Below are 21,871 nucleotides of genomic sequence, written 5' to 3'. Positions count from 1 at the left end.
TGCGGTGTCACCGGCGAAAGCGGTACCCCGCTCCGCGTCATCTCGTTGGATGAGGTGATGCACACCTCATCCCACGCGGAGGCGAAGATGGCGGACTCCGACGCCGTCGCCCATTCCAGCATCGCGGTGCACCGCGGCGACTGGACGAACCTGCCGGCCGACCTGGCGGCCCTGGTCGCGCCGCCGGTGACGGTTCAGGCCGTCCCGGTCGAGCGCCCCGTCGGGAGCTGGCGCCGGGGACAGCAGGCCAGGTCACGCGGCAACATGCCCGTCGGCAAGCACGTCCGGGCCGCCCGGTAGTTTCGACCCCATGACGGTCGTGCATCCGATCAGCCGGGCCTGGGTCACCACGGGTGGCACCGGCGCCCAGAACTACGACGAATTCGCCGACGACGCCGAAATCACGTCAATCATCGCCGACAATCCGCATAGTTCGCTCGCGATCGAGATGCCGCACCTGGCTCCCGACTCCCTGGGCAAGTCCTTCCCGCAGGCGCTGCCCGACGCGGTCGCCCGGCTGGCCCTCGACCGGGCCGAGGGGTTCTACACCCCGGCCGACGAGGTGGTCGTGCTCTATCGCATCACCGCGCCCGGCGAACCCGCGGCGTACGGGCTCTGGAGCATGGTCGACACCGATCAGATCTCCACCAGCGCCGACGAGCCCGGCCTGGTGATCCGCAACGAGGACGTCTTCCTCGAGAAGGTTCGCGAGCGGGTGGCCCTGGCCGAGGCCGTGGCGACGCTGCTGTCGCCGGTCCTGCTGCTGCAGACCACCGGGGGCGAGCAGCTGCACGCGGCGCTGGCCGCCGCCACCGAGCAGGCGGGCCCGCCCGCGGCCACCGACACCGACCAGACCGGCCGCACCCACGCCATCTGGGCCCTCGGCCCCGGCCCGCTCCAGACCGAGCTGACCGCGCTGGCCGGCGGGGGCGAGCTGGTCGTGGCCGACGGCAACCACCGCAGCCTGGCCGCGCAGACCGCCGGGCTGCCCCGCTTCCTGGCCGTCGTCACCACGCCCGCCTCGGTCGCCATCCAGCCCTACAACCGGCTGGTCAGCGAGCTGCCGGTGAGCGTCGAAGAGATGCTGGCCCGGCTGCGCGCGGCCGGCGCCACGGTCACCGAGGTGCCCCGCCCGGCGCAGATCCCGGCCAAGGGCACCATCGAGTTGTTTGCCGCAGGCCGGTCGTTCACGGTCGGGCTGCCGGTCAACGTGACCCTGCCCGACGTCGACAACCTCGACCACGCGCTGGTCGAGCGGGTCCTGCTGCGTGACGTGCTGGGCCTCGACCCGGGCGACAAGCGGATCAACTACGTGGGCGGCGACTATCCGGCCGAGTGGCTGCGCGGCGAGGTCGAGGCCGGGCGGTCCGAGCTGGCCGTGCTCGTCGCGCCCGTGACCGTGGACGACTTCGTCCGGGTCAACCTCGAGCGGCAGAAACTGCCTCGCAAGAGCACTTGGTTCACCCCCAAGGCTCGTGGCGGTCTCGTCCTCGCCCAGCTCGACTGAGCGATGCTCAACCCTCAGGTCACCGCGGCGGCCGGGCTCCGGGCCCGGCCGCCGGCCACCCTCACCGAGCCGTACGAGGTGCTGCAGTTCCTCCGGCAGGCGATGGAGGACTCCAACGAGGCCGAGTGCGGCCCGGCGCTGCCGCTGCCCGTGGTGGTCGACGTCGACGCCGGGGGAGTCCCGGCCCGGCTCTACGCGGCCCGGGTCGACGCGCCCCTGTTCGTCTATCTGCACGGCGGCGGCTGGTGCTACGGCAGCATCGAGACCGTCGACCGGTTCTGCCGCCGGGTCGCCGACCGGTCCGGCTGCGCGGTGCTCTCCGTCGGCTACCGGCTGGCCCCCGAGCATCCGTTCCCGGCCGCCCTGCAGGACGTCGAGGCGGTCTTGGCGTACGTGCGGAAGGCCGGCGCCGCCGAGCTCGGGGCCGACCCGTCCCGGCTGGCCATCGGCGGCGACAGCGCGGGCGGCCAGCTGGCCACGGTGGCGGCCCGCCGGCAGCGCGACGCGGCCACCCCGCTCGACCTCCAGGTGCTGATCTACCCCGCGATCGACCCGATGACCGCCTCGGAGTCGTTCGACGAGGTCGGCTCGTACGGGCTGGACCGGGCCTCGATGAAGCTGGCCTGGGAGACGTACGTGCCCGACCCGATGACCCGCTTCACGCCCGACGTGGCCCCGCTGGCCGCCGAAGACCTGGCCGGCCTGCCACCCACCCTGATCATCACGGCGGAGTACGACGCCCTGCGCGACGAGGGCGCCGACTACGCCGACGCGCTGACCGCGGCCGGGGTCCCCGTCGTGCACACCCGCTACATGGGCGTGAATCATGGTTTCGCCCGCAAGCTCGCGGCGATCGACGACGCGCGGGTGGCCACCGACCAGGTCGCGGCCTACCTGCGCGCGGCCTTGACCTTCTAACGTCGGCATTTCTGAGAGAGTGAGTCCATGCGCGTCTACCTGGGTTCCGACCACGCCGGTTACGAGCTGAAGATGCACCTCGTCAACCACCTGATCAAGCAGGGGCACGACGTTGTCGACGTGGGACCGCACGTCTACGACCCCGAGGACGACTACCCGGCGTTCTGCCTGCACACCGGGGCCAAGGTCGTCGCCGACGCGGGCTCCCTGGGCATCGTGATCGGCGGTTCCGGCAACGGCGAGCAGATCGCCGCCAACAAGATCGACGGGGTCCGGGCCGCGCTGGTCTGGCGCACCGAGATCGCCCAGCTGGCCCGCCAGCACAACGACGCCAACGTCATCAGCATCGGCGCCCGCGAGCACACCCTCGACGAGGCCACGGCGTTCGTCGAGACGTTCCTGGCCACCCCGTTCTCGGGCAACCCGCGCCACGCCCGCCGCATCGGCCAGCTCGCCGAATACGAGGCCGGCCGCCCCGAGCTTCCGGCCCTGCCCGAGAACTAGCGGTTGCGGGGCAGCTCTTCGCGGGGGACCCAGTTGCGGCGGACGATCGTGAGGTTGGTGTCGGCGTCGGCCAGGTCCTGATCCGTGGGGCGGGCGGCGTCGCGGGCGCGTAGCGCGGCGCCGACGCTGACCTGGGAGGACCCCGAGCCGACCAGGCCGCGCAGGCCGCGTTCGGCCTCGCGGTCGTCGCCGTTGCCCGACGGCGGGCGGCGGCTGCCCCCGTTGCGAGGCGGCCGCACGACCCGCTCGGTCGGAGCAGCAGGCGGAGCCGGTGAGACGGGTGCCGTCGGGACGGGGGTCTCGACGGCCGCCGGGTCCTCGATCGGCTCGGTCACCGCTGAGCCGGAGGAGGGTTCCTCGGTGACCGGCGGCGCCGGGTTTCCGGAGGAGGGGCGCAGGCGGCGGCGTCGGCGTTCGGGCTCACCCATGCCGCCGACGCTACCCTGAGCCCGCTCAGAACACCTCGATCGCGCTGGGCTGGCGGTGCCAGGTGAAGGCGGTCGACGGCAGGTTGTCGGTGAACTGCTCGACCCGGCCCGCGGCAACGAGCGTGGCCAGGGTCGTGCCGCCCAGGTAGGCCGCGCCGAGCTCGGTGATCGAGCAGGCGAAATCGGGGGCGTCCTCCGTGCGTACGCAGGAGGCTTTGTCCGGACCCCCGGTGAGCCGCCACCGGCCGTTGTTGGCCTCGATGATCGGGTCGGTGACCGCGATCACCACGTCGACCGGGCCCGCGTAGCGCCGGGCCTCGAGCGCCGCCGGCAGGTCGACCAGGCGCACCCAGAGGCTGTCCTGCAGGCTGCGGCCAAGCTTGCGGGGCTCGTCGATCATGAATTGGAGCTGCTCGTCGACCGCGCCGTAGTGGAACGACGCCTTGCGGGCCAGGTCGAGGCTGAGCAGAAAGCGCCACAGCTCGGCGTAGACACCCGGGTCGCTCGCCACGACCTCGCGCACGCGCACCTCGGCGGCCGGGCCGTGCACGTCCCAGTCGTTCTTGACCCGCCACGTCGCATACCCGATCGGGCCGTCGGCCGTCTCGTAGAGCACGCCGCGCATCTCGGTGCCGCCGTCGCGGTGATCGTCGTTGTCGGTCAGCAGGTAATCCCACCAGTAGCCGGGGCGGCTCGACCAGCCGACCCGATGGACGCGCAGCCGGTCGTGCACGGCGACCAGGTCGGCCTGCGCGGCTTTCGGCTCGACCAGGCGCAGGCGACCGGCGGGCGCGGCCGGGGCGGTGATCCGCACCTCACGGCTGAGGATGTCGAACCGGAGCCGGCTCGCGGCCGGACCGTAGCCGAAGCGGGGGTAGATCGCGGTCTCGCTGGCCCACAGCACGGCCACCGGCTCGCGCCCGGCCTCGGCGATCTCGGTCAGCTGGTGGCGCATCATCGCGGTCAGGATGCCGCGGCGGCGGTGGGTCGGTGAGACGCCGACCCCGGTCACGTGGGCGGCCGCCACGACCGCGCCGGGCACGGTCAGATCGCGGGTCTGAGCCGCGGCGGTGCCCACGACCAGGCCCGCGTCGTCGGCCACGACCGAGCGGCCGGGCTCGATGATCAGCTGTTCGAGGGCGCGCGACTCGTCCGTCGCGTGTTCGTGGAAGACGTAGAGCAGCAGGTCGGCGATCGCGCGCGAATCGTCGTCGGTGGCGGTGCGCAGGCGCACGGATTCGTCCATGGGCACTTGTGTAACGGAACGGGGCGTCACGAGCGAACGATTTGTAGGCTGGCTACTCTCGAAGAGGCGGGTGGGACGCACCGCCGACCGGAGGGGGAACCGATGCCTGAGCAACCGCAGTGGTCGGAGCGGACGCTCGACATGCCACCGCAGGACCCGTGGGCCGACGCGCCCACCACGCCGACGCAGGGGCCGCCGCCGACGGCGCCCTTCCCGGCGACCCCGGCGCAGCCGGAACCGGAGCCGCGGGCGCCGTTCAGCCAGGGCCGGGCCCAGGTGAACGCGCGGCCCCACCAGCCTTATGCGGAGCACGAGCCGACCGGCACGGGCTGGCCCGGCGCCGGGGCGCCCACCGGTCACCACCCCAGCATGAGCTGGAAGTGGAGCGAGTTGCGCCTGGGCGGCGAGTGGACCAGCGCCGCGGTGCTGTTCGCGTTCGTCTGCTGGGGCATCTGGGCGCTGTCCAGCGGCGGCCCGTTCGGCACGCCGACCGTCGTGCTGGTCGTGACGCTGGTGGTCGCGGTCGGCGTCTTCTGCCTGGGCCGGCTCGTCGGTCACCTGGTGCTGGAGCGCCAGATGGGCCGTGTCCGGCGCACCGCTCGCGGTTCGCACCTGGTCACGGCCCTGTTCCTGGCCGTCGTCGGCCTGGCCTGGCTGCAGCAGACCGAGTGGGTCATGGACGCGGTCAACTGGGTGACCGGTTTGTTCAGCTGACGGGCTTGCCGCCGGTGATGCCCAGCACCTCACCGGTCGTGTAGCTCGACTCCGGGCTCGCGAAGTAGACATACGCGGAGGCGAGCTCGGCCGGCTGGCCGGGCCGCCCGAGCGGAGTGTCCGACCCGAACTTCTCCACCTTCGCGGGCGGCATGGTCGTCGGGATCAGCGGCGTCCAGATCGGCCCCGGCGCGACCGCGTTGACCCGGATGCCCTGATCGGCCAGGTCCTCGGCCAGCGCCTTGGTGAAGGCGACGATGCCGCCCTTGGTGGTGGCGTAGTCGAGCAGGTGGCTCGACGACTGGTAGGCCTGGATCGACGCGGTGTTGATGATCGCCGAGCCCGCTCCCATGTGCGGCACGGCGGCGCGGCTCAGCCAGAACATCGCGTACAGGTTGGTCTTCATCACCCGGTCGAACTGCTCGGTCGTGATCTCGGTGATCCCGCCCGGCTGCGCCATCTGGTACGCGGCGTTGTTGACCAGGATGTCCACGCCGCCCAGCTCGGCGACCGCCCGCTCGACGATCGCCTTGCAGTGCGCCTCGTCCCGGATGTCGCCCGGCACGCGTACGGCCTTCTGCCCGGCCTTCTCGATCAGCTGGGCGGTGTCGGCCGCGTCCTCCTCTTCCTCGGGCAGGTACGAGAGCAGCACGTCGGCCCCTTCTCGCGCGTACGCGATGGCCACCGCCCGCCCGATGCCCGAGTCGCCGCCCGTGATGATCGCCCGGCGCCCGCTGAGCCGCCCCGACCCGCGATAGCTGTCCTCGCCGTGATCGGGGCGGTCCGGCATGGCCCCGGTGAGCCCCGGCGGTCCTTGCTCGCCGCCGTCGAGGGGTGACTGGGGATACTCGTTCTTGGGATTCATGACGTTCCGGATGCCCGGCGACGCCGGAGTTATGCGGCCGACGGCTCCGAGACGTGGGCCGCGACGATCCGCCAGCCCTCGGGCAGCCGCACCCACGTCTGCGACTGGCGGCCCAGCACGTCACGGCCGGGATAACCGAACCGGGTGTTCACGACGACAACCTGTTCCCCGTACGGGGAAATGATCGTGTCCTGGAGGAACCGGCCGGGCGGCAGCGGTGGTTGGGCGACCCGCCAGCGCCGCTGTTCGGCCAGCCCCACCTGCTGATCGGCCAGCCCGTAGCGGACGGCGTCCGCGGCGAAGAACCCGAGCATCGCCTCCACGTCGTTGGCGACCAAGGCCTTCTCGTACGCCTCGAAGGCCGCACTCACCTCGGTAATGGCATCCATGGCACTCGTCCTCACTGCGCGACCGCGGGCTCTTCCTTACGCGGGGCCGGCACCTCGGCCTCGGTCTCGGCCGGGTCGGGCACCCGCGGGGCGGGCCGGGTCAGCGCGAACAGCACGCACACGACGGTCAGGAACAGGTAGCCGAGCGTCACCTGCCCGTCCGCGTTCCACTGCACCTTCTCGGCGTGGATCAGCCCGATGAAGCTGAGCACCGCGCCCGAGCCCGCGAAGACCGCCGCGTGCCAGAACCGCTTGTCGATGATGAACGCCACGATCGCGCCGAGCACCAGACCGGCCAGGATCGCGCCCTCGCCGAGCGTCTTCAACCCGTCGTAGACCACGCCCGCGCCGGCCAGCGTGCCGATGCCGACCTCGCTCGCCGTCGTGCCCGCGGCCGACAGCACGTTGTCCATCTGCCCGGTCGCCCACGACGCGATGTTCGGGATGAGCGCCGCGACCACCGCCGCCGCGTGCGCCCGGGGTGTCGCCTGGAACGCCTGGGCCCCGATCAGCAACCCGATGTAGAGCAGGATCGGCACGATCGCCGCGGTCGGGAAGATCGCCCCGAGCAGGCCGAACAACCCGAAGAAGCAGAGCAGCGCGATCACCACGCCGGTTGCCATCGAATAGCCCGTACGGCCGCCAGCCGCCTTCCACCCGGGGTGCCCGACATAGACGGCGGGCGGGAAGGGCGACCCGAGACACGAGCCGATCACCGCGCCTGCCCCGTCGGCCAGCAGCACGCTGCGCAGGTTGTAACGGTCACCGGCCGTGGCCGCGCTCTCCACGTTGGTCATCGCCTCGGTGAAGTTGTAGACGCCCAGCGGGATGGCCGTGGCCAGCAGCGGCGCCATGTCGGCGAGGCCGTCGAAGAGCAGGTCGAACTTCAGATGCGGGAACGCGAACGCGATGTCCCGGGCGGCCGCGGTCACGTCGGGCACCGACATGGCGCCGCCGATCCAGCCGATCGCGGTGCCGACGAGCAGCGCGGCCAGGCCGATGGGGAAGTTGAAGGGCAGCTTGACGTCGGTCAGCAGCCCGATCAGCAGCAGCCCGAAGACCGGCAGGGCGATCCACGCGTAGTTCCACATGTTGCCGGCCGGGTTCATCGAGATGAACGTGATCGAGATGCCGGCCAGGGTGCCGAGCAGCGCCGCCCGCGGCGTGTACTTGCGGATGTACGGGCCGACGAACGCGCCGATCAGCACGATCACGCCGATGATGAACGCCCACGCGATGCCGGCCGTCCACGCCTGCACGGCGTTCCCGGTGCTCAAATAGATCGGCAGCATGATCACGAAGATCACGATGAACATGTGCGGCACGCTCGGCCCGTACGGGAGTGCCGTGACGTCGGAACGGCCCTCGCGCGCGGCCAGGCGCCGGGCCAGGAACGTGTAGTAGATGTTGCCGGCGACCAGGGCGACGCCGAGCGCGGGCAGGATGACGCCGAAGACGTCGGCCGCGGGCATCTTGATGACGCCGATGCAGAGTCCCGTCAGGGTGAGCACGTTGACCAGCACGTTGACGCCGAAGCCGAAGAAGGCGTTCGTGTCGCCGCGCACCCAGTAGGGCAGCTTGGCAGCGGTATCGGTCGTCATTTCTGCTCCTGGAGGGCGGCGATGAGGGTGGGGGAGTCGGCGACCCAGCCGAAGATGGCGCCCTGCGCGGCGATCATCTCCAGCCCGACGCGCTGAAATTCCGGGAAGTACGAGCCGACGCAGTCGGACAGGACGAGACAGTCGAAGCCGCGGTCGTTCGCCTCACGGACCGTTGTGTGCACACACACCTCGGTCGTGACCCCCGTGACGACCAGCTTCTTGGCGCCCAGCTTCTCGATGACTTCGGACAATTCGGTCGCATAGAAGGCGCCCTTGCCCGGTTTGTCGATGACGACCTCGTCCTCGAGCGGCGCCAGCTCGTCGACGATGTCGTGGCCGTACTCCCCGCGTACGAGAATCCGGCCGAAGGCGCCTTGTTCCCCGATGCCCCCTTTTCGCAATTTCGCGGGCGGGCAGTCGGACAGATCGGGCAGGTGCCCCTCGCGGGTGTGAATGACAGGCAGCCCGTACGACCGCCACGCCGCGAGCAGCGCACTCAGCGGCTCGATTGTGCGGCTGAGCTGGGAGACGTCGTTGCCCAGGCTCTCGCCGAAGCCGCCCGGCAAGAGGAAATCGCGCTGCATGTCGATGACGAGCAGGGCCGTCTCGGCAGGGTCGAAGGTGAAGGGGTGGGGTAGGGCGTCCACTGAGGGCATCGGTCAAACCTCCGTTGCCGCTATCACGTCGTCCGAGGTGGCGACGCAGCCGAAGACGCCGCCCTGCATGGTGACCATGTGCAGCGCGGCGGTGTGGTTGGACGGATCGGTGGCCCCCGTGCAGTCGCTGAGGATCAGGCACTCGTAACCGCGGTCGTTGGCCTCGCGCATGGTGGTGTGCACGCAGACGTCCGTGGTGATCCCGGTCAGGATCAGGTGGGTGATCCCGTGCGTGCGCAGCACGAGGTCGAGATTGGTGGCATAGAAGGCGCCCTTGCCGGGCTTGTCGACGATCACTTCACCGGCCACTGGCGCGACCTCGGGCACGATCTCCCAGCCCGGCTCGCCCTTGATCAGGATCCGGCCGCACGGCCCGTCGCTGCCGATCTCGGCCCCGATCTGAGCCGACCGCCACCGCTTGTTGGGCGGCAGGTCGGAGAGATCGGGGTCGTGGCCCTCACGCGTGTGGATCACGAGCATGCCGAGCCCGCGGACGTGGTCGAGCAGTCGTGCGGTGGCCGGCAGCCCGGCCCGGGTCAGCTCGATGTCGTAGCCCATCGAGTCGACGTAGCCGCCCTTGCCGCAGAAGTCGGTCTGCCAGTCGACGCAGATCAGCGCCGTGTTCGCCACGGGCACCGAGCCGTCGTACGGCCAGAGGTAGGGGTTCGCTTTCACCGGGCCGATGCGTGCGGTCATGAGTTCGGTCCTCCCGAGCTGCGGTAGTTGCGCCAGCCGCCGCTGGCGGTGATGTCCGGTGTGCCGGCCGCCGCGTACGCCTCGCACAGGAACCCGGTGACCTCGGTTCCGTCCTCGAGCGCGATCCGGCCCAGCGAGAGGGGCGCCGGGATGCCGGCCAGGAACCCGCCGACCTGCGCGGCGGGCAGGTGCCAGAGCTCGACCTCGATGGCGGCTCCGTCGTCGCCCCGGACCAGGCCCGGTGCCCCCGAGGGCAGCAGGTGAAGGCGGTAGCGGGGTGCGGTCCGGGCGGTGCCGGCGAGGGTGGCGCCGCGTTCGGACAGTTCGTGGTTGCGCGGCTCGCCGTCGAGGTGCAGCCCGACCACGGCCAGCGTCATGGTGTCGTCGGTCTTGATGCCGGCGGCCGCCAGCGCCAGCGTCTCGTCGCTGAAGGCCGGGCCGAACAGGGTGATCGAGGCGGGCCGTCCGTCCGCGGTGAACCCGTTGGGCACGGTCACCGCGGCCATGTCGAGCAGGTTCGCGAACTGCGTGTAGCGCCCCAGATTCAGGTTGCGCCCGATCGGATCCGCGGCGATCTCGTCGTGCGTGTAGGTGGTGCCGATGGTCGGCAGCACGAGCACGTCGATCCGCTCCCACATCCGGTCGGCCGCGTTCCTGAGCTGCTGCAGGCGGTGCTGGGCCCGGAACGCGTCGGCCGCCGTGAACCCGTGCCCGGTCTCCAGCACGGCCCTGGTCACCGGCAGCACCGACTCCGGATGCGCGGCCAGGAACTCCCCGAGATCGGCCAGCCGCTCGGCCACCCACGGCCCGCGATAGAGCAGGTCACCCGCCTCGAGCAGCGGTCCGATGTCGACGGTGGCCGCCCCGCCGAACCGCGCGAACGCCTTCTCCTGCCCCGAGTCACCGAAAAAATCCAGAGCTTCCGGTACGCCCATCCGCGGCTGGGCGATCAGCGGCCGGTCCCCTTCCCGCGACCAGGGGTCCTCCCGTACGAATCCCCGCGCGACCCGCAGCACCCGGCCGGCCGTGGTCAGGTCCCGCGCGAACACCGACACGCAGTCGAGCGATCGGCAGGCCGGCACGACCCCGAGGGTGCTGAGCAGCCCGCGCGTCGGTTTGACGCCCACGATCCCGTTGAGCGCCGCGGGCACCCGGCCCGACCCCGCCGTATCGGTGCCGAGCGAGAACGCCACCGTCCCGTCCGCCACGGCCACGGCCGACCCCGAGCTGGACCCGCCCGAGATGAGCCCGCCCCCGAACACGCTCTCCGGAGCCCCGTACGGCGACCGCGCGCCCGTCAGTCCCGTGGCGAACTGATCGAGGTTCGTCTTGCCGACGACGATCGCCCCCGCGTCGACCAGCCGTTGCACCACCGGCGCGTTCCGATCCGGCATGTACGCGAAGTCCGGGCACCCCGCCGTGGTCGGCAACCCCGCCACGTCGATGTTGTCCTTGACCGCGAACGGCACTCCCGCCAGCGGCAGCCCGGTGTCCACGGCCGCGGCGCGTTCCCGCAGCTCGTCCGGCCCGAACCGCGAGATCCAGACCCCCTCGGCCCGCCCCGCCCGCTCCACTACCGCATCGACATCCACATCGTCGATTGTCGACAATTCTGTTTCAGCCAACGCGACACTTTGTAACGCCCCGATTTCACACCGCTGCGGCCGGTCAGCTCAGATACGTGCGGGCGCCGTGCGCGCTCAACGCCTCCAGCACCGCCGCCGTGTCGCCTTCCTCCACCGCCGCGAACAGGCGCTCGTGCCGCAGCACGCCGTCCTCCGCCCGGGCCGCCTCGGCCTCGCGCCGCATGTTGACCGCCATGTAGAGCTGGATCCGCACCAGCACCGACCCGTAGAGGTCGGCCAGTTGCCGATTCCCGCCGAGCGCCACCACCTCGGTGTGGAACCGCCGGTGCGCGTTGGCCAGCTCGAGCCGGTCACCGGCCTCGGTCGCCTTCCGCATCACCTCGAGCGCCGCCCGCAACCCCGTCAGATCCGGCGCCACCGGCATCGCCGCGACAGCGTGCCGCTCCAACACGTCCCGAACCTCGTAGAGCTCCCGCACATCATCCGCGGAGAGCGTGGCCACCCGAGCCCCCCGCCGCGGAATGTGCTCGACCAGCCCCTGCTGGGCCAGCAGCCGCATAGCTTCCCGCAACGGCGCCCGGCTGATCCCCAACTGCCGCGTGAGCTGCTCCTCGACCAGCCGCTCACCCGGCTCGGTGCGCCCGCTCAGGATCTCCCGCCGCACCCGCTCAACAGCAAGCTCAACAAGGCTGTACGCCCGCAGCTCCCCGTCGCTCACCCCTGAAGTCTGCCAGCCCCCGCCCGCGCCCTTCGCTCAGCCGCCCCCGCCGCCCTCGCGCCCCCGCGCTCTTCAGTCGTCCCGGCCGCGCCCGCGCCCCCGCGATCTTCAGTCGTCCTCGTCGCGCCCACGCCGCCGCGCCCCCGGCCACACCGCAACGACGACCATCACCACCCCAACCAAAACAAGCCCACCCCACAAGACCACCATCGCGCGACCCTAGCCCCACCCCCTCCACCCACCCCTCCCCGTTTCCCGCACCATCCGCACAATCTCCAGCCCCCTCGCGCCCCCGCCGCCCGCACAACAAATCGACCCAGGCCGAGCCCCGCGCCCAGGTCCGCTCGGACCGCGTCACCACACGCAGGCCGCCTCACCGCGTTCAGGTTTGCCTCGCACCGCCTGGACCGTCTCCGCCTCATGCCGGCCGTCTCGCCGTGCTCGGGTTTGCCCCGCAGCGCGTGGGCGACCTTCGCCGAATGTGGGCCGCCTCGCCGTGCTCGGGTTTGCCCCGCAGCGCGTGGGCCGCCTCCGCCGTATGTAGGCCGGCCCTCCCGAGTAAGGAGGAAGTGAGTGCTCACTTACTACGCGGGGGTGTGGCCGGTGGTCTTCGCGGGGCGCGGGGGCGGGTTGGGTGGGGGCGCGGCGCCGGGCCGCCACCCGGCGCCGCGCGTCTCGGCCGGCGGTTTCCCGGCCGGGAGCTTCTGGAGCTTGATGCGTTCCAGATACCCGCGGAGACGGTAGTGGCAGGATTAGACGTCCGTCTATTAGCGGACCCTTAAATCGCACCGTGGCATTAACAGGCAGTCACGCAGGGCGACACCAAATTGTGACTGAACCCGGCGCTGAAACGCCGTCTGAGCTGCCCCGCATCCGCATGGTGGCGGCGGCCCGCGCGCGACGCGGCGGACCTGAGCGCGGCGAGTCGCCCCGAGCGTGGTGGGGCGCGTCGCGCGGTCCTGGTTGCCCTGATCTGATCCGGATGCGGCGAGACCGTCTTAGCGCACCGACCACCTCGCGAGGCGAAGCGAGCACACCCCACCTGCGTTTGTGCAGCCGAAAACCCGTACGGAATGGTTTTTTGACGGCGACCAACGACGGCCAGCAACCACTCGCAACGTGGGGTCTGGGGGCTCGGCCCCCAGGAGAAATGGGGAGCGACAAGGTCCGCGCTTGCCAGCGGACACACCGCTCCTGAGCGAGCGGGCGACGAGAATCGAACTCGCGTAATCAGTTTGGAAGACTGAGGCTCTACCATTGAGCTACGCCCGCGCCAACCCCGCCCTAAAGTGGGGTCGCCGGGGATAGCTTACTGAATCAACTCCCGCCGACGCGAACCGGATTCCCCACCAGGTGACTCCAGCGCACGCGGGCGGAAGCGGACCGCATACACTGGCCGTCGCCACGGGGTGTGGCGCAGCTTGGTAGCGCACTCGCTTTGGGAGCGAGGGGCCGTGGGTTCAAATCCCGCCACCCCGACTGCTATTAACTATCCGCAGCAACAAGGAGTACGCCTGTGAAGAGCACCGTCGAGACTCTGAGCCCGACCAGGGTGAAGCTCGCCATCGAGGTGCCGTTCGACGAGCTCAAGCCGAGCCTGCAGAAGGCGTACCGGGAGATCGGCGCGCAGGTGCAGGTGCCGGGCTTCCGTCGCGGCAAGATCCCGGCGGCGGTCATCGACCAGCGTGTCGGGCGTGGCGCGGTCCTCAACGAGGCCGTTCAGGAGGCGATCCCGCAGCAGATCCTGGCGGCCGTGCAGGAGCACGACGTCAAGACGCTGGGTCGTCCCGAGGTCGAGATCACCGAGTTCTCCGACAACGAGCCGCTCAAGTTCACGGCCGAGGTCGACGTCCGTCCGGAGATCACCGTCCCCGACCTGAAGACCATCTCGGTCACGGTTCCGGCGGTCGAGATCGGCGACAACGAGATCGATGAGCAGATCAACGGCCTGCGCGAGCGGTTCGCCACGCTGAAGACGGTCGACCGGCCGGCCGCCGAGGGCGACTACGTGCAGCTCGACCTGAAGGCCACGGTTGACGGCGAGGAGGTGCCGGGCGGCTCGGCGACCAACATCTCGCACGAGGTCGGCAGCAAGCAGCTGCTCCCGGGTCTCGACGAGGTGCTGGTGGGCCTGGTCGCGGACGCCGACGCCCAGTTCACCACGCAGCTGGTGGGCGGCGACTTCGCCGGCCGTGACGCCGACGTCGAGGTCAAGGTCCGCAGCGTCAAGGACAAGCAGCTGCCCGAGGTCGACGACGATTTCGCGCAGATGGCGAGCGAGTTCGACACGCTCGACGAGCTGAAGAACGACCTGCGGGAGCGCCTGACCAAGGTCAAGAAGGTCGAGCAGATCTACGCGGCTCGTGACGAGGCGCTCAAGCAGCTGGTCGAGGCCGCGGACATCCCGGCGCCCGAGGGTGTCGTGAAGGACGAGGTCGAGGGGCGCAAGCAGGCCATGACCGACCAGCTGGAGCGGATCGGCGCGACCCTGCAGGATTATCTGACCTCGGAGGACAAGACCGAGGAGCAGATCGACCAGGAGCTGACCGAGGCCGCTCAGGAGGGCGTCCGCATCCAGCTGCTGCTCGACACGATCGCCGACGCCGAGGACGTTCAGGTCTCCGACGACGAGTTCGGTCACGAGATCGTGCACCGGGCGCAGCGGGCGCAGATGCAGCCGCAGCAGTATTACGACCAGCTGGTGCAGTCGGGTGCCGCGGCCGCCGTGTTCGGCGACGTGCGCCGGGGCAAGGCGCTGGCCTCGGTCATGGAGCAGGTCGAGATGAAGGACTCGGAGGGCACCGTGCTGACCCTCGACGACCTGCGGGCCGCGTCCGAGGACGAGCACGCCGGTCACAACCACTGAGCTAGCTGGAACGCGATGCCCCTTCGGGGCCGACGAGGAGCCAGCCGATTTCCGGCACCGCAAAACCGGCGGCGACGGAAATCGACTGTCTCCTCGTCGGCGGGGCGATCGCGTTCTATGGCTCTCCGGGCCGCCTGCGCTGTCAGCGAACACCTGCCCGAGCGGGAAGCTGATGCGCATTCGACCGGTTAGGTTGGTCGTACGACGGACGACCTGCCGGCCCCGAAACTTGAGGCCGACACAGTTAGCTGTGAAGGGCTGCCATGACCGATCTTCATCTTCCCGCGAGCCCCGCGCTGCGCGGTGAATCCCTCAGTGGCAACCTCGACGACTCGGTCTTCAACCGCCTGCTGCGTGAGCGCATCATCTTCCTCGGCAGCGAGGTGACCGACTCGGTGGCCAACCGCATCTGCGCGCAGCTGCTGCTGCTTTCCGCCGAGGACCCCGAGCGCGACATCAACCTCTGGATCAACTCGCCCGGTGGCTCTGTCTACTCGGGCATGGCGATCTACGACACGATGCAGTTCATCGACAACGACGTGCAGACCGTAGCTATGGGTATGGCCGCGTCGATGGGACAGCTGTTGCTCTGCGCCGGTGCCCCGGGCAAGCGCTTCTCGCTGCCGCACGCGCGGATCATGATGCACCAGCCGTCGGGTGGCATGGGTGGCACGGCCGCCGACATCGCCATCCAGGCCGAGCAGATGCTTTACACCAAGCGCATGTTCCAGGAGCGGGTCGCCTTCCACACCGGCCAGACTCAGGAGCAGATCGAAGCCGACTCCGACCGGGACCGCTGGTTCACGGCCGAGGAGGCGAAGGACTATGGCTTCATCGACGCGGTGATCACCGGGGCCACGCAGGTTCCCGAGGGCGCCGGAACGCTGAACTGAGGAGCTGAACCATGACTGACCTGACCTTGCCCTCCGGGTTCGCGCCGGTGCACAACCGCTACGTGCTGCCCTCCTTCGTCGAGCGTTCCTCGAACGGGATGATGAAGGAGACGAACCCGTACAACAAGATGTTCGAGGACCGGATCATCTTCCTCGGCGTGCAGGTGGACGACGCGTCGGCCAACGACGTGATGGCCCAGCTGCTGACGCTGGAGAGCTCGGACCCGGATCGCGACATCCTGATGTACATCAACTCGCCCGGCGGCTCCTTCACCGCCATGACGGCGATCTACGACACGATGCAGTACGTCCGCCCCGACATCTCGACGGTCTGCCTCGGGCAGGCGGCCAGCGCGGCCGCCGTCCTGCTGGCCGGCGGCACGCCGGGCAAGCGGATGGCGCTGCCGCACTCGCGGGTGCTGATCCACCAGCCGGCCACCGAGGGCGGCTACGGCCAGGGGTCGGACATCGAGATTCAGGCCCGTGAGATCCTCCGCATGCGCACGCAGATGGAGGAGATGATCTCGCGTCACTCCGGCCGCACGCCGGAGCAGGTCCGCAAGGACGTCGACCGCGACAAGATCATGACGGCCGAGGAGGCCAAGGAGTACGGTCTGGTCGACGTCGTGCTCGCGAGCCGCAAGAAGAGCCTGCAGTCGGTCAGCTGAGGCATCATGTCAGGGGCCGGCCGGCAGGCGATAAACTGGCCGACCCCTGACACGCCCGTTTTGGGGGGTCGGAGAACGGCACCTTTGCGGGTAACGTCGAGCATGCAGCCTCAGTTACGCGGTTCCGCAGACGATGAGATGGCAACGAGGCAATCAGTCCTCGGATCAGGGGCCGGTGCGAGTCGGCCGATGAGCTCAAGGAGAACGTAGGTGGCACGGATCGGCGACGGCGGCGACCTACTGAAGTGCTCCTTCTGTGGGAAGTCACAGAAGCAGGTCAAAAAGCTCATCGCGGGCCCTGGGGTCTACATCTGCGACGAGTGCATCGACCTCTGCAACGAGATCATCGAAGAGGAGCTGGCCGAGACCGGCGAGGTGAAGTGGGAAGAGCTTCCCAAGCCGATGGAGATCTGCCAGTTCCTCGATCAGTACGTGGTGGGCCAGGAGCAGGCCAAGAAGGCGCTTTCGGTCGCCGTCTACAACCACTACAAGAGGATTCAGGCCGAGTCGAGCGGCGCCCCCGGTGCGGGCAGCGACGTCGAGGTGGCCAAGTCCAACATCATGCTCATCGGCCCCACGGGCTGCGGCAAGACTCACCTGGCGCAGACGCTGGCCCGCATGCTCAATGTGCCGTTCGCGATCGCGGACGCCACGGCGCTCACCGAGGCCGGCTATGTGGGTGAGGATGTGGAAAACATCCTGCTCAAGCTCATCCAGGCCGCCGACTACGACGTGAAGCGCGCCGAGCAGGGCATCATCTACATCGACGAGGTCGACAAGATCGCCCGCAAGAGCGAGAACCCGTCGATCACCCGCGACGTCTCCGGTGAGGGCGTCCAGCAGGCCCTCCTGAAGATCCTCGAGGGCACGGTGGCGAACGTTCCGCCGCAGGGCGGCCGCAAGCACCCGCACCAGGAGTTCATCCAGATCGACACCACGAATGTGCTGTTCATCGTGGGTGGCGCGTTCGCCGGGCTGGATCGCATCATCGAGTCCCGCGTCGGCCACGGCGGCGTCGGCTTCGGCGCCCACCTGCGGTCGATCTCGGAGCGGAACACCGATGACATCTTCAGCCGGGTCATGCCGGAGGACATGCTGAAGTTCGGGCTGATCCCCGAGTTCATCGGTCGCCTGCCGGTCATCACCACGGTGCGCAACCTCGACCGCGAGGCCCTGATCAAGATCTTGACCGAGCCGCGCAACGCGTACGTCAAGCAGTATCAGCGCCTCTTCGAGCTGGACGGCGTCGAGCTCGAGTTCGACTACGGCGCGCTCGAGGCCATCGCCGACCAGGCCATGCTGCGCGGCACGGGCGCCCGCGGTCTCCGCGCCATCATGGAAGAAGTGCTGCAGTCCGTAATGTTCGAGGTGCCCAGCAACCCTGACGCCGCCCGCGTGGTCATCACGCGCGAGGTCGTTCTGGAAAACGTGAACCCGACGATCGTCCCGCGTGAGTTCGTGGGCCGCCGCCGTCGGGAGCGCGAGGAGAAGTCCGCCTGATTTCCCCGTACGCGGGTGTGGCTCTTTCAAGCGCACCCGCGTGGCTGGACGCCGCTGCGGATCGGCGCCGTCGTGGCCGGGCCGATCACCCGGCTTCCGGCCCTTGCCGCCGCCGCGTAAGCGTTTCGATCACAGTCTGCGCCCAGCGGATGTTGAGCTGCTCGTATTCGCGCCCGGCCATCAGGGTCAGGTAGGGCCCGACCTCGTCGCTGTCCCCCAGGTAGTCGTCTTCGGTGCGCCCGTCGAGCAGTCGTTCGCGCAGCTGCTCGTAGCGGGCCAGCTTCTCCTTCGAGCGGGTCAGTCGTGCCCGCGCGGCTTCGATCAGCGTCTCGGGTTCGCCGGTGCGGTCGGCCGCCTGCAGTTTGACGAGCAGCTCGTCGCGCATGGCCGGTGGCTTGGACGGCCGGCGCCCGAAGGCCCGCAGCTCCTCGAGTCCCTTTTCGGTCATCGTGAACACGCGTTTGTTGGGCCGCCGGGTCTGCTCGACGACGCGTGCCTCGACGAGGCCGTCCTGCTCGAGCCGTTCGAGATCCCGGTAGAGCTGCTGCGGCGTGGCCGTCCAGTAGTCGGCGACCGCCACGTCGAACCGCTTGGCCAACTCGTATCCGGACGCCTCTCCCTGCGACAGGGCGGCCAGCAGTGCGTGGCGCAGTGACATCTGGACTTCCTCCCGGGCGGCGAGTTAGGTTAATCCGCACCTATTCAATTTGTTGAGTATAGGGGTCGCGCCGTGCATCCGTTCCGAGCCGCCATCGAGTCCAGCGACGTGGAAGCCGCCCTGGCGCTCCTCCACGAGGACGTCGTCTTCAAGAGCCCCGCCGTCTACACGCCCTACCGCGGCCGCTTCGCCGTGGCGCCGATTTTGCTGGCCGTGATTAAGGTCTTCGAGGACTTCGAGTACACCCACGAACTCTCCGACGAGCCTTCCCACGCCCTGCTCTTCAAGGCCCGCGTGGGCGATATGCACCTCGAGGGCTGCGACTTCCTGCACGCCGGCCCCGACGGCCGGATCGCCGAGTTCACCGTGATGATCCGCCCCCTCAAGGGCATCCAAGCCCTGGCCACAGCCATGCAGTCCCGCCTGACATGACCCCCGCTCACCCGGCCGACCCCGCCCATCCGGCCGACCCCGCCCATCCGGCCGGCCCCGCCCATCCGGCCGACCCCGCCCACCCGGCCGGCTCTGTGCGCGAGATCGACATCTCGCCGGAGCTGGAGGCCCTGGCCGCCCTGGCCCCCGTCCACTACCGGGAGTCCTTCACGGTCGCCATCGACTCGGCCGCTCCCTCCGCGGAAACCGCCGAGCGGTGGGCCCGCCGCGTCCTCGAGCGCGCTCCGTGGACGGCACGGGCGCAGATGCTGACCGCCTGGACCCTCCTGGGCATCCCGCTGGCCCCGCCGTGGTCCCGCTCCCAGGTGCTGGGCTGGCGCATCCTCTACAGCGCGCCGACCGCCATCGTGCTCGAATCCCGAGCCGCCGCGGGTGTCACCGCCCGTCTGGTCTTCCACGTCTCTGAGACGCAGCTGACCCAGGCGATGCTGGTTCGCTACAACCACCCGCCCGGCCGTTACATCTGGACCCGCCTCGCCCCCAAGCACCGCAGCTTCATCAAAGCCCTCCTCACCCGAGCCGGCCGCATCTCCCCAGCGTGATCCCTCGACCCTCATCGGCTTCCTTCCTCTCGATGACGGCAAGCCTGGCCCACCCGCGGGCCTCTGCCCAGCGCCTTTGGTACTGGGTCGAGGGGCGACTTTCGGAGGTTGGTCGGAGTCGGGTTCGCTCGTAGGCTTCACCCATGCGCGTAGCGGTGTGCCAGGTGAATTCGCGGGCCGATCGGGATGACAACCTGCGCGTGGCCCGGGGTCTGCTCGAGCGGGCCGCGGGCGCGGGCGCCGAGCTGGCCGTGCTGCCGGAATACGTCGACTACCTCGGCCCGGGCGACACCGCTCCCAAACCCGAGGGCATCGACGGCGAGTTCGCTCAGTTCTTCGCGAACGCCGCCCGCGAGCTCGGCCTCTGGGTGCACGCCGGCTCCTTCCACGAGAGCGGCCCCGACGAGCGCCGCACCTACAACACCTCGCTCGTCTTCGACCCCCAGGGCGAGCTGGTCACGACCTACCGCAAGATCCACCTGTACGACGTGGAGATCGCCGGCCGGGTCTCCTATCAGGAGTCCCGCTCGGTAGCCGCCGGTGACCAGACGGTCGTCGCCGAGATCGCGGGGGTCCGCACGGGCCTCTCGATCTGCTACGACCTGCGGTTCCCCGAGCTCTATCGTCGCCTGGCGGTCGAGGGCGAGGCCCGGGTCCTGATCGTGCCGGCCGCGTTCATGCTGCACACGGGGCGCGACCACTGGGAGGTCCTGCTCCGGGCGCGCGCGATCGAAAACCAGTGCTACGTCGTGGCCGCCGGCCAAATCGGAGACCACGACCCCTCCCGTACGTGTTTCGGCCGCAGCATGATCATCGACCCCTGGGGCACCATCCTCGCCCAGGCGCCCGACACGGTAGGCATCACCCTGGCCGACCTCGACCTGGCCCGCCTCGACCAGATCCGAACAGAACTGCCCAGCCTCGCCAACCGCCGCCTCTGACCACCCAGAAGGGGCCAGTCGCGCCGCCTTCTCTCACCACCCGCTGGCGGCCGTGGCCCGGTTACGTCGTCCTCCCGGTAGGCGGCGCTTGCCGGCAGCCCCGCGCTTCAGGGTCCGCGCTCGGGGTCCGCGCTCAGGGTCCGCGCTCGGGGTCCGCGCTCAAGGTCCGCGACCGAGCCCCGCAATGAAGGCCCGCGACCGAGCCCGGTAACGAAGGCCCGCGACCAAGCCTTCGCTCACTTGGGCGTACCTGAGGCACCTGAGCTGTGGGGGTCGCCGCTGAAGGCTGCGGCGACTCCGCCGGCAACAGTTTCGGCTGTTTGGGGAACTGCGGAGACCTTGATTCACCCATTGGGGAGCTGGGGGTCCTTCAATGAGCCTGGCGGGGTGTAGCCGGGGTCACAGGAGCTGCACTAAGTAGCCGACCAGTGCCAGACCGATTACGGCGCCGCCGCTCAGGAGCATGGCTCCGCCCATGCGGGAGGGACCCCGTTCCAGGAGCCGGCGGATCGAGACGACCAGCGTGACCAGCACAAGCGTGCCGATGAGGAACTGTCCGAAAGGCATGATCATGTCGATGAACGCGTCGGCTGCCAGCGTCCCGGGAGCTCCCATGGGCCCACTCTTTCACGATGCGAAGCGGTTTCGGGGCGTCTCGGCGCTCCGGCGGGCATGGGGGTCGATTTGCATGCGCGGCACCCGGTCGCGTAACTTTCTCTCTGCCCGAGGGAAACCCGGACGAACGGAGCGAAAGCGACGGTCGTCAGGCAACCCGGAAGGCAAGGCGTTAAGCTTGACGAACCAGTTCGGGCGGAGCGGAGCAGGGCAACTTGCGCCAGCGAAACCGACCGGGTAGGGTAGTCAAGCCAGCGGGAACCGGGCAAGCAGATCACTAAGCAAGTTCAACACTCAGTGATCATCGGCCGGTCCGCGAGGCCACTCTCACGAACTACCCGCCGGATAGCGGGTTCGAGTCGTGGGGCAAACTTGGGCGGTGCGAGCAAGATTTCGGATCTTGCGCTCGCGAAGCCGACCGGGTAAGTTTGAGCGGTTGCCCCGGAGCGGTTAGCCGGGTGTGGTTGTTCTTTGAGAACTCAACAGGGTGCTTGATAAGCCAGTGCCAATTAAGTAATACCCCGGCCGGCTTGCCTCGTTTTTGGATGGGGTTTGTTGGTGGGAGATTCCTTTGGCAGTTGTTTAACTGCCGGGACGCTTTTCCACAGTTTTTGTTGGAGAGTTTGATCCTGGCTCAGGACGAACGCTGGCGGCGTGCTTAACACATGCAAGTCGAGCGGAAAGGCCCTTCGGGGTACTCGAGCGGCGAACGGGTGAGTAACACGTGAGTAACCTGCCCTGGACTTTGGGATAACCCTCGGAAACGGGGGCTAATACCGGATACGACCTTGGACCGCATGGTCTTTTGGTGGAAAGTTTTTCGGTCTGGGATGGGCTCGCGGCCTATCAGCTTGTTGGTGGGGTGATGGCCTACCAAGGCGACGACGGGTAGCCGGCCTGAGAGGGC

At 69.4% G+C, this 21,871-nt stretch carries 23 protein-coding genes, 2 tRNA genes and 1 rRNA gene; 14 read left to right on the top strand and 12 right to left on the bottom strand.

Translation table 11 applies throughout. The annotated features are described in order from the left end of the window. The first annotated feature begins 87 nt into the window (after window positions 1-87). From JKJ07_RS39200 to JKJ07_RS39185, 4 genes are read left to right on the top strand one after another with little or no spacing between them, the layout of a single operon-like run. Window positions 88-300: a hypothetical protein gene (locus tag JKJ07_RS39200; RefSeq protein ID WP_202997084.1), complete on the top strand. Its 213-nt coding sequence runs from the start codon at window positions 88-90 to the stop codon at window positions 298-300. 10 nt (window positions 301-310) lie between these two features. Continuing rightward, entirely contained in the window at window positions 311-1,507 is a 1,197-nt protein-coding gene (locus JKJ07_RS39195; RefSeq protein WP_202997083.1) for a DUF1015 family protein, read from the top strand. Between the two features lie 3 nt (window positions 1,508-1,510). Then, the gene (locus JKJ07_RS39190; protein ID WP_202997082.1) at window positions 1,511-2,425 is read left to right on the top strand and encodes an alpha/beta hydrolase; all 915 of its coding nucleotides are present in this window, start codon (window positions 1,511-1,513) and stop codon (window positions 2,423-2,425) included. Window positions 2,426-2,452: 27 nt separating this feature from the next. Further along, window positions 2,453-2,929 carry a ribose-5-phosphate isomerase gene (locus JKJ07_RS39185; protein ID WP_202997081.1) on the top strand — a complete coding sequence of 159 codons (477 nt, stop codon included), beginning with the start codon at window positions 2,453-2,455 and terminating at the stop codon, window positions 2,927-2,929. On the opposite strand, the gene JKJ07_RS50625 is transcribed toward JKJ07_RS39185, so the two are convergent. Then, on the bottom strand, window positions 2,926-3,357 hold the full coding sequence (locus tag JKJ07_RS50625; RefSeq protein ID WP_236030670.1) for a hypothetical protein: 432 nt from the start codon (window positions 3,355-3,357) through the stop codon (window positions 2,926-2,928). The genes JKJ07_RS39185 and JKJ07_RS50625 overlap by 4 nt on opposite strands. 25 nt (window positions 3,358-3,382) lie before the next feature. After that, window positions 3,383-4,603 carry a GNAT family N-acetyltransferase gene (locus JKJ07_RS39175; protein ID WP_202997080.1) on the bottom strand — a complete coding sequence of 407 codons (1,221 nt, stop codon included), beginning with the start codon at window positions 4,601-4,603 and terminating at the stop codon, window positions 3,383-3,385. 102 nt (window positions 4,604-4,705) lie between these two features. On the opposite strand from JKJ07_RS39175, the gene JKJ07_RS39170 reads away from it, so the two are divergent. Continuing rightward, the gene (locus tag JKJ07_RS39170) at window positions 4,706-5,317 is read left to right on the top strand and encodes a DNA-directed RNA polymerase II (protein WP_202997079.1); all 612 of its coding nucleotides are present in this window, start codon (window positions 4,706-4,708) and stop codon (window positions 5,315-5,317) included. Here the strand turns inward: JKJ07_RS39170 and JKJ07_RS39165 are convergent. From JKJ07_RS39165 to JKJ07_RS39130, 8 genes are all read right to left on the bottom strand, one after another. Next, window positions 5,310-6,182: an SDR family oxidoreductase gene (locus tag JKJ07_RS39165; RefSeq protein WP_202997078.1), complete on the bottom strand. Its 873-nt coding sequence runs from the start codon at window positions 6,180-6,182 to the stop codon at window positions 5,310-5,312. The genes JKJ07_RS39170 and JKJ07_RS39165 overlap by 8 nt on opposite strands. 29 nt (window positions 6,183-6,211) lie before the next feature. Further along, a complete protein-coding gene (locus JKJ07_RS39160) occupies window positions 6,212-6,571 on the bottom strand; it encodes an AtzH-like domain-containing protein (RefSeq protein ID WP_202997077.1) in 360 nt (119 codons plus the stop codon). A gap of 11 nt (window positions 6,572-6,582) precedes the next feature. Then, window positions 6,583-8,172: a SulP family inorganic anion transporter gene (locus JKJ07_RS39155; protein ID WP_236030669.1), complete on the bottom strand. Its 1,590-nt coding sequence runs from the start codon at window positions 8,170-8,172 to the stop codon at window positions 6,583-6,585. Beyond that, entirely contained in the window at window positions 8,169-8,828 is a 660-nt protein-coding gene (locus JKJ07_RS39150) for a cysteine hydrolase family protein (RefSeq protein ID WP_202997076.1), read from the bottom strand. The genes JKJ07_RS39155 and JKJ07_RS39150 overlap by 4 nt, the downstream gene beginning before the upstream one ends. A 3-nt stretch (window positions 8,829-8,831) precedes the next feature. Further along, complete coding sequence (biuH, locus tag JKJ07_RS39145; RefSeq protein WP_202997075.1) at window positions 8,832-9,524, bottom strand: biuret amidohydrolase; 693 nt, start codon at window positions 9,522-9,524, stop codon at window positions 8,832-8,834. Beyond that, entirely contained in the window at window positions 9,521-11,116 is a 1,596-nt protein-coding gene (atzF, locus tag JKJ07_RS39140; RefSeq protein WP_307834638.1) for an allophanate hydrolase, read from the bottom strand. The genes biuH and atzF overlap by 4 nt, the downstream gene beginning before the upstream one ends. A gap of 76 nt (window positions 11,117-11,192) precedes the next feature. After that, complete coding sequence (locus JKJ07_RS39135) at window positions 11,193-11,828, bottom strand: GntR family transcriptional regulator (protein ID WP_202997074.1); 636 nt, start codon at window positions 11,826-11,828, stop codon at window positions 11,193-11,195. A gap of 1,201 nt (window positions 11,829-13,029) precedes the next feature. Then, a tRNA-Gly gene (locus JKJ07_RS39130) sits at window positions 13,030-13,100 on the bottom strand. Between the two features lie 133 nt (window positions 13,101-13,233). Here JKJ07_RS39130 and JKJ07_RS39125 point away from each other — a divergent pair. The 5 genes from JKJ07_RS39125 to clpX all read left to right on the top strand — a co-directional run bounded on the left by JKJ07_RS39125 (window position 13,234) and on the right by clpX (window position 17,755). After that, window positions 13,234-13,307 (top strand) — tRNA-Pro (locus tag JKJ07_RS39125). A gap of 37 nt (window positions 13,308-13,344) precedes the next feature. Next, the gene (gene tig, locus JKJ07_RS39120; RefSeq protein WP_202997073.1) at window positions 13,345-14,694 is read left to right on the top strand and encodes a trigger factor; all 1,350 of its coding nucleotides are present in this window, start codon (window positions 13,345-13,347) and stop codon (window positions 14,692-14,694) included. A 263-nt stretch (window positions 14,695-14,957) separates the two neighbouring features. Continuing rightward, window positions 14,958-15,587, top strand: a complete 630-nt coding sequence (locus JKJ07_RS39115) for an ATP-dependent Clp protease proteolytic subunit (protein ID WP_202997072.1) — start codon at window positions 14,958-14,960, stop codon at window positions 15,585-15,587. An 11-nt stretch (window positions 15,588-15,598) separates the two neighbouring features. Further along, window positions 15,599-16,255 carry an ATP-dependent Clp protease proteolytic subunit gene (locus JKJ07_RS39110; RefSeq protein WP_202997071.1) on the top strand — a complete coding sequence of 219 codons (657 nt, stop codon included), beginning with the start codon at window positions 15,599-15,601 and terminating at the stop codon, window positions 16,253-16,255. A gap of 210 nt (window positions 16,256-16,465) precedes the next feature. Further along, window positions 16,466-17,755 carry an ATP-dependent Clp protease ATP-binding subunit ClpX gene (gene clpX, locus JKJ07_RS39105; protein ID WP_202997070.1) on the top strand — a complete coding sequence of 430 codons (1,290 nt, stop codon included), beginning with the start codon at window positions 16,466-16,468 and terminating at the stop codon, window positions 17,753-17,755. Between the two features lie 85 nt (window positions 17,756-17,840). Here the strand turns inward: clpX and JKJ07_RS39100 are convergent, their stop codons facing one another. Further along, window positions 17,841-18,413 (bottom strand): PadR family transcriptional regulator, encoded by a 573-nt coding sequence (locus JKJ07_RS39100; protein WP_202997069.1) that lies wholly within the window; start codon window positions 18,411-18,413, stop codon window positions 17,841-17,843. A 72-nt stretch (window positions 18,414-18,485) separates the two neighbouring features. On the opposite strand from JKJ07_RS39100, the gene JKJ07_RS39095 reads away from it, so the two are divergent. The 3 genes from JKJ07_RS39095 (at window position 18,486) to JKJ07_RS39085 (ending at window position 20,349) form a co-directional block, all read left to right on the top strand. Beyond that, window positions 18,486-18,845 (top strand): nuclear transport factor 2 family protein, encoded by a 360-nt coding sequence (locus tag JKJ07_RS39095; protein WP_202997068.1) that lies wholly within the window; start codon window positions 18,486-18,488, stop codon window positions 18,843-18,845. Next, complete coding sequence (locus tag JKJ07_RS39090; RefSeq protein WP_202997067.1) at window positions 18,842-19,408, top strand: hypothetical protein; 567 nt, start codon at window positions 18,842-18,844, stop codon at window positions 19,406-19,408. Before JKJ07_RS39095 ends, JKJ07_RS39090 begins: the two co-directional genes overlap by 4 nt. Window positions 19,409-19,551: 143 nt before the next feature. Beyond that, window positions 19,552-20,349, top strand: coding sequence for a carbon-nitrogen hydrolase family protein (locus tag JKJ07_RS39085; protein ID WP_202997066.1), 798 nt, complete (start codon window positions 19,552-19,554; stop codon window positions 20,347-20,349). Between the two features lie 399 nt (window positions 20,350-20,748). Here the strand turns inward: JKJ07_RS39085 and JKJ07_RS39080 are convergent, their stop codons facing one another. Next, window positions 20,749-20,964, bottom strand: coding sequence for a hypothetical protein (locus JKJ07_RS39080; RefSeq protein WP_202997065.1), 216 nt, complete (start codon window positions 20,962-20,964; stop codon window positions 20,749-20,751). Window positions 20,965-21,575: 611 nt separating this feature from the next. On the opposite strand from JKJ07_RS39080, the gene JKJ07_RS39075 reads away from it, so the two are divergent. Beyond that, window positions 21,576-21,871: ribosomal RNA gene (locus tag JKJ07_RS39075) — 16S ribosomal RNA — on the top strand; the annotation flags it as partial.

The organism is Paractinoplanes lichenicola, assembly GCF_016785085.1.
Taxonomy (GTDB): Bacteria; Actinomycetota; Actinomycetes; order Mycobacteriales; family Micromonosporaceae; genus Actinoplanes; species Actinoplanes lichenicola.
The sequence above is the reverse complement of the archived record's forward strand: the minus strand, read 5'-3'. Positions and strand labels throughout refer to the sequence as shown.

Excerpts from the sequence above, each read along its gene's own strand:
- JKJ07_RS39110 (WP_202997071.1), top strand. The coding sequence starts at position 15,599 with ATGACTGACCTGACCTTGCCCTCCGGGTTCGCGCCGGTGCACAACCGC.
- JKJ07_RS39090 (WP_202997067.1), top strand. The coding sequence starts at position 18,842 with ATGACCCCCGCTCACCCGGCCGACCCCGCCCATCCGGCCGACCCCGCC.
- JKJ07_RS39100 (WP_202997069.1), bottom strand. The coding sequence starts at position 18,413 with ATGTCACTGCGCCACGCACTGCTGGCCGCCCTGTCGCAGGGAGAGGCG.
- JKJ07_RS39200 (WP_202997084.1), top strand. The coding sequence starts at position 88 with ATGGCGGACTCCGACGCCGTCGCCCATTCCAGCATCGCGGTGCACCGC.
- JKJ07_RS39195 (WP_202997083.1), top strand. The coding sequence starts at position 311 with ATGACGGTCGTGCATCCGATCAGCCGGGCCTGGGTCACCACGGGTGGC.
- JKJ07_RS39185 (WP_202997081.1), top strand. The coding sequence starts at position 2,453 with ATGCGCGTCTACCTGGGTTCCGACCACGCCGGTTACGAGCTGAAGATG.
- JKJ07_RS39150 (WP_202997076.1), bottom strand. The coding sequence starts at position 8,828 with ATGCCCTCAGTGGACGCCCTACCCCACCCCTTCACCTTCGACCCTGCC.
- JKJ07_RS39085 (WP_202997066.1), top strand. The coding sequence starts at position 19,552 with ATGCGCGTAGCGGTGTGCCAGGTGAATTCGCGGGCCGATCGGGATGAC.
- JKJ07_RS50625 (WP_236030670.1), bottom strand. The coding sequence starts at position 3,357 with ATGGGTGAGCCCGAACGCCGACGCCGCCGCCTGCGCCCCTCCTCCGGA.
- JKJ07_RS39115 (WP_202997072.1), top strand. The coding sequence starts at position 14,958 with ATGACCGATCTTCATCTTCCCGCGAGCCCCGCGCTGCGCGGTGAATCC.
- JKJ07_RS39080 (WP_202997065.1), bottom strand. The coding sequence starts at position 20,964 with ATGGGAGCTCCCGGGACGCTGGCAGCCGACGCGTTCATCGACATGATC.
- JKJ07_RS39175 (WP_202997080.1), bottom strand. The coding sequence starts at position 4,603 with ATGGACGAATCCGTGCGCCTGCGCACCGCCACCGACGACGATTCGCGC.
- biuH (WP_202997075.1), bottom strand. The coding sequence starts at position 9,524 with ATGACCGCACGCATCGGCCCGGTGAAAGCGAACCCCTACCTCTGGCCG.
- JKJ07_RS39170 (WP_202997079.1), top strand. The coding sequence starts at position 4,706 with ATGCCTGAGCAACCGCAGTGGTCGGAGCGGACGCTCGACATGCCACCG.
- JKJ07_RS39165 (WP_202997078.1), bottom strand. The coding sequence starts at position 6,182 with ATGAATCCCAAGAACGAGTATCCCCAGTCACCCCTCGACGGCGGCGAG.
- JKJ07_RS39155 (WP_236030669.1), bottom strand. The coding sequence starts at position 8,172 with ATGACGACCGATACCGCTGCCAAGCTGCCCTACTGGGTGCGCGGCGAC.
- JKJ07_RS39190 (WP_202997082.1), top strand. The coding sequence starts at position 1,511 with ATGCTCAACCCTCAGGTCACCGCGGCGGCCGGGCTCCGGGCCCGGCCG.
- JKJ07_RS39160 (WP_202997077.1), bottom strand. The coding sequence starts at position 6,571 with ATGGATGCCATTACCGAGGTGAGTGCGGCCTTCGAGGCGTACGAGAAG.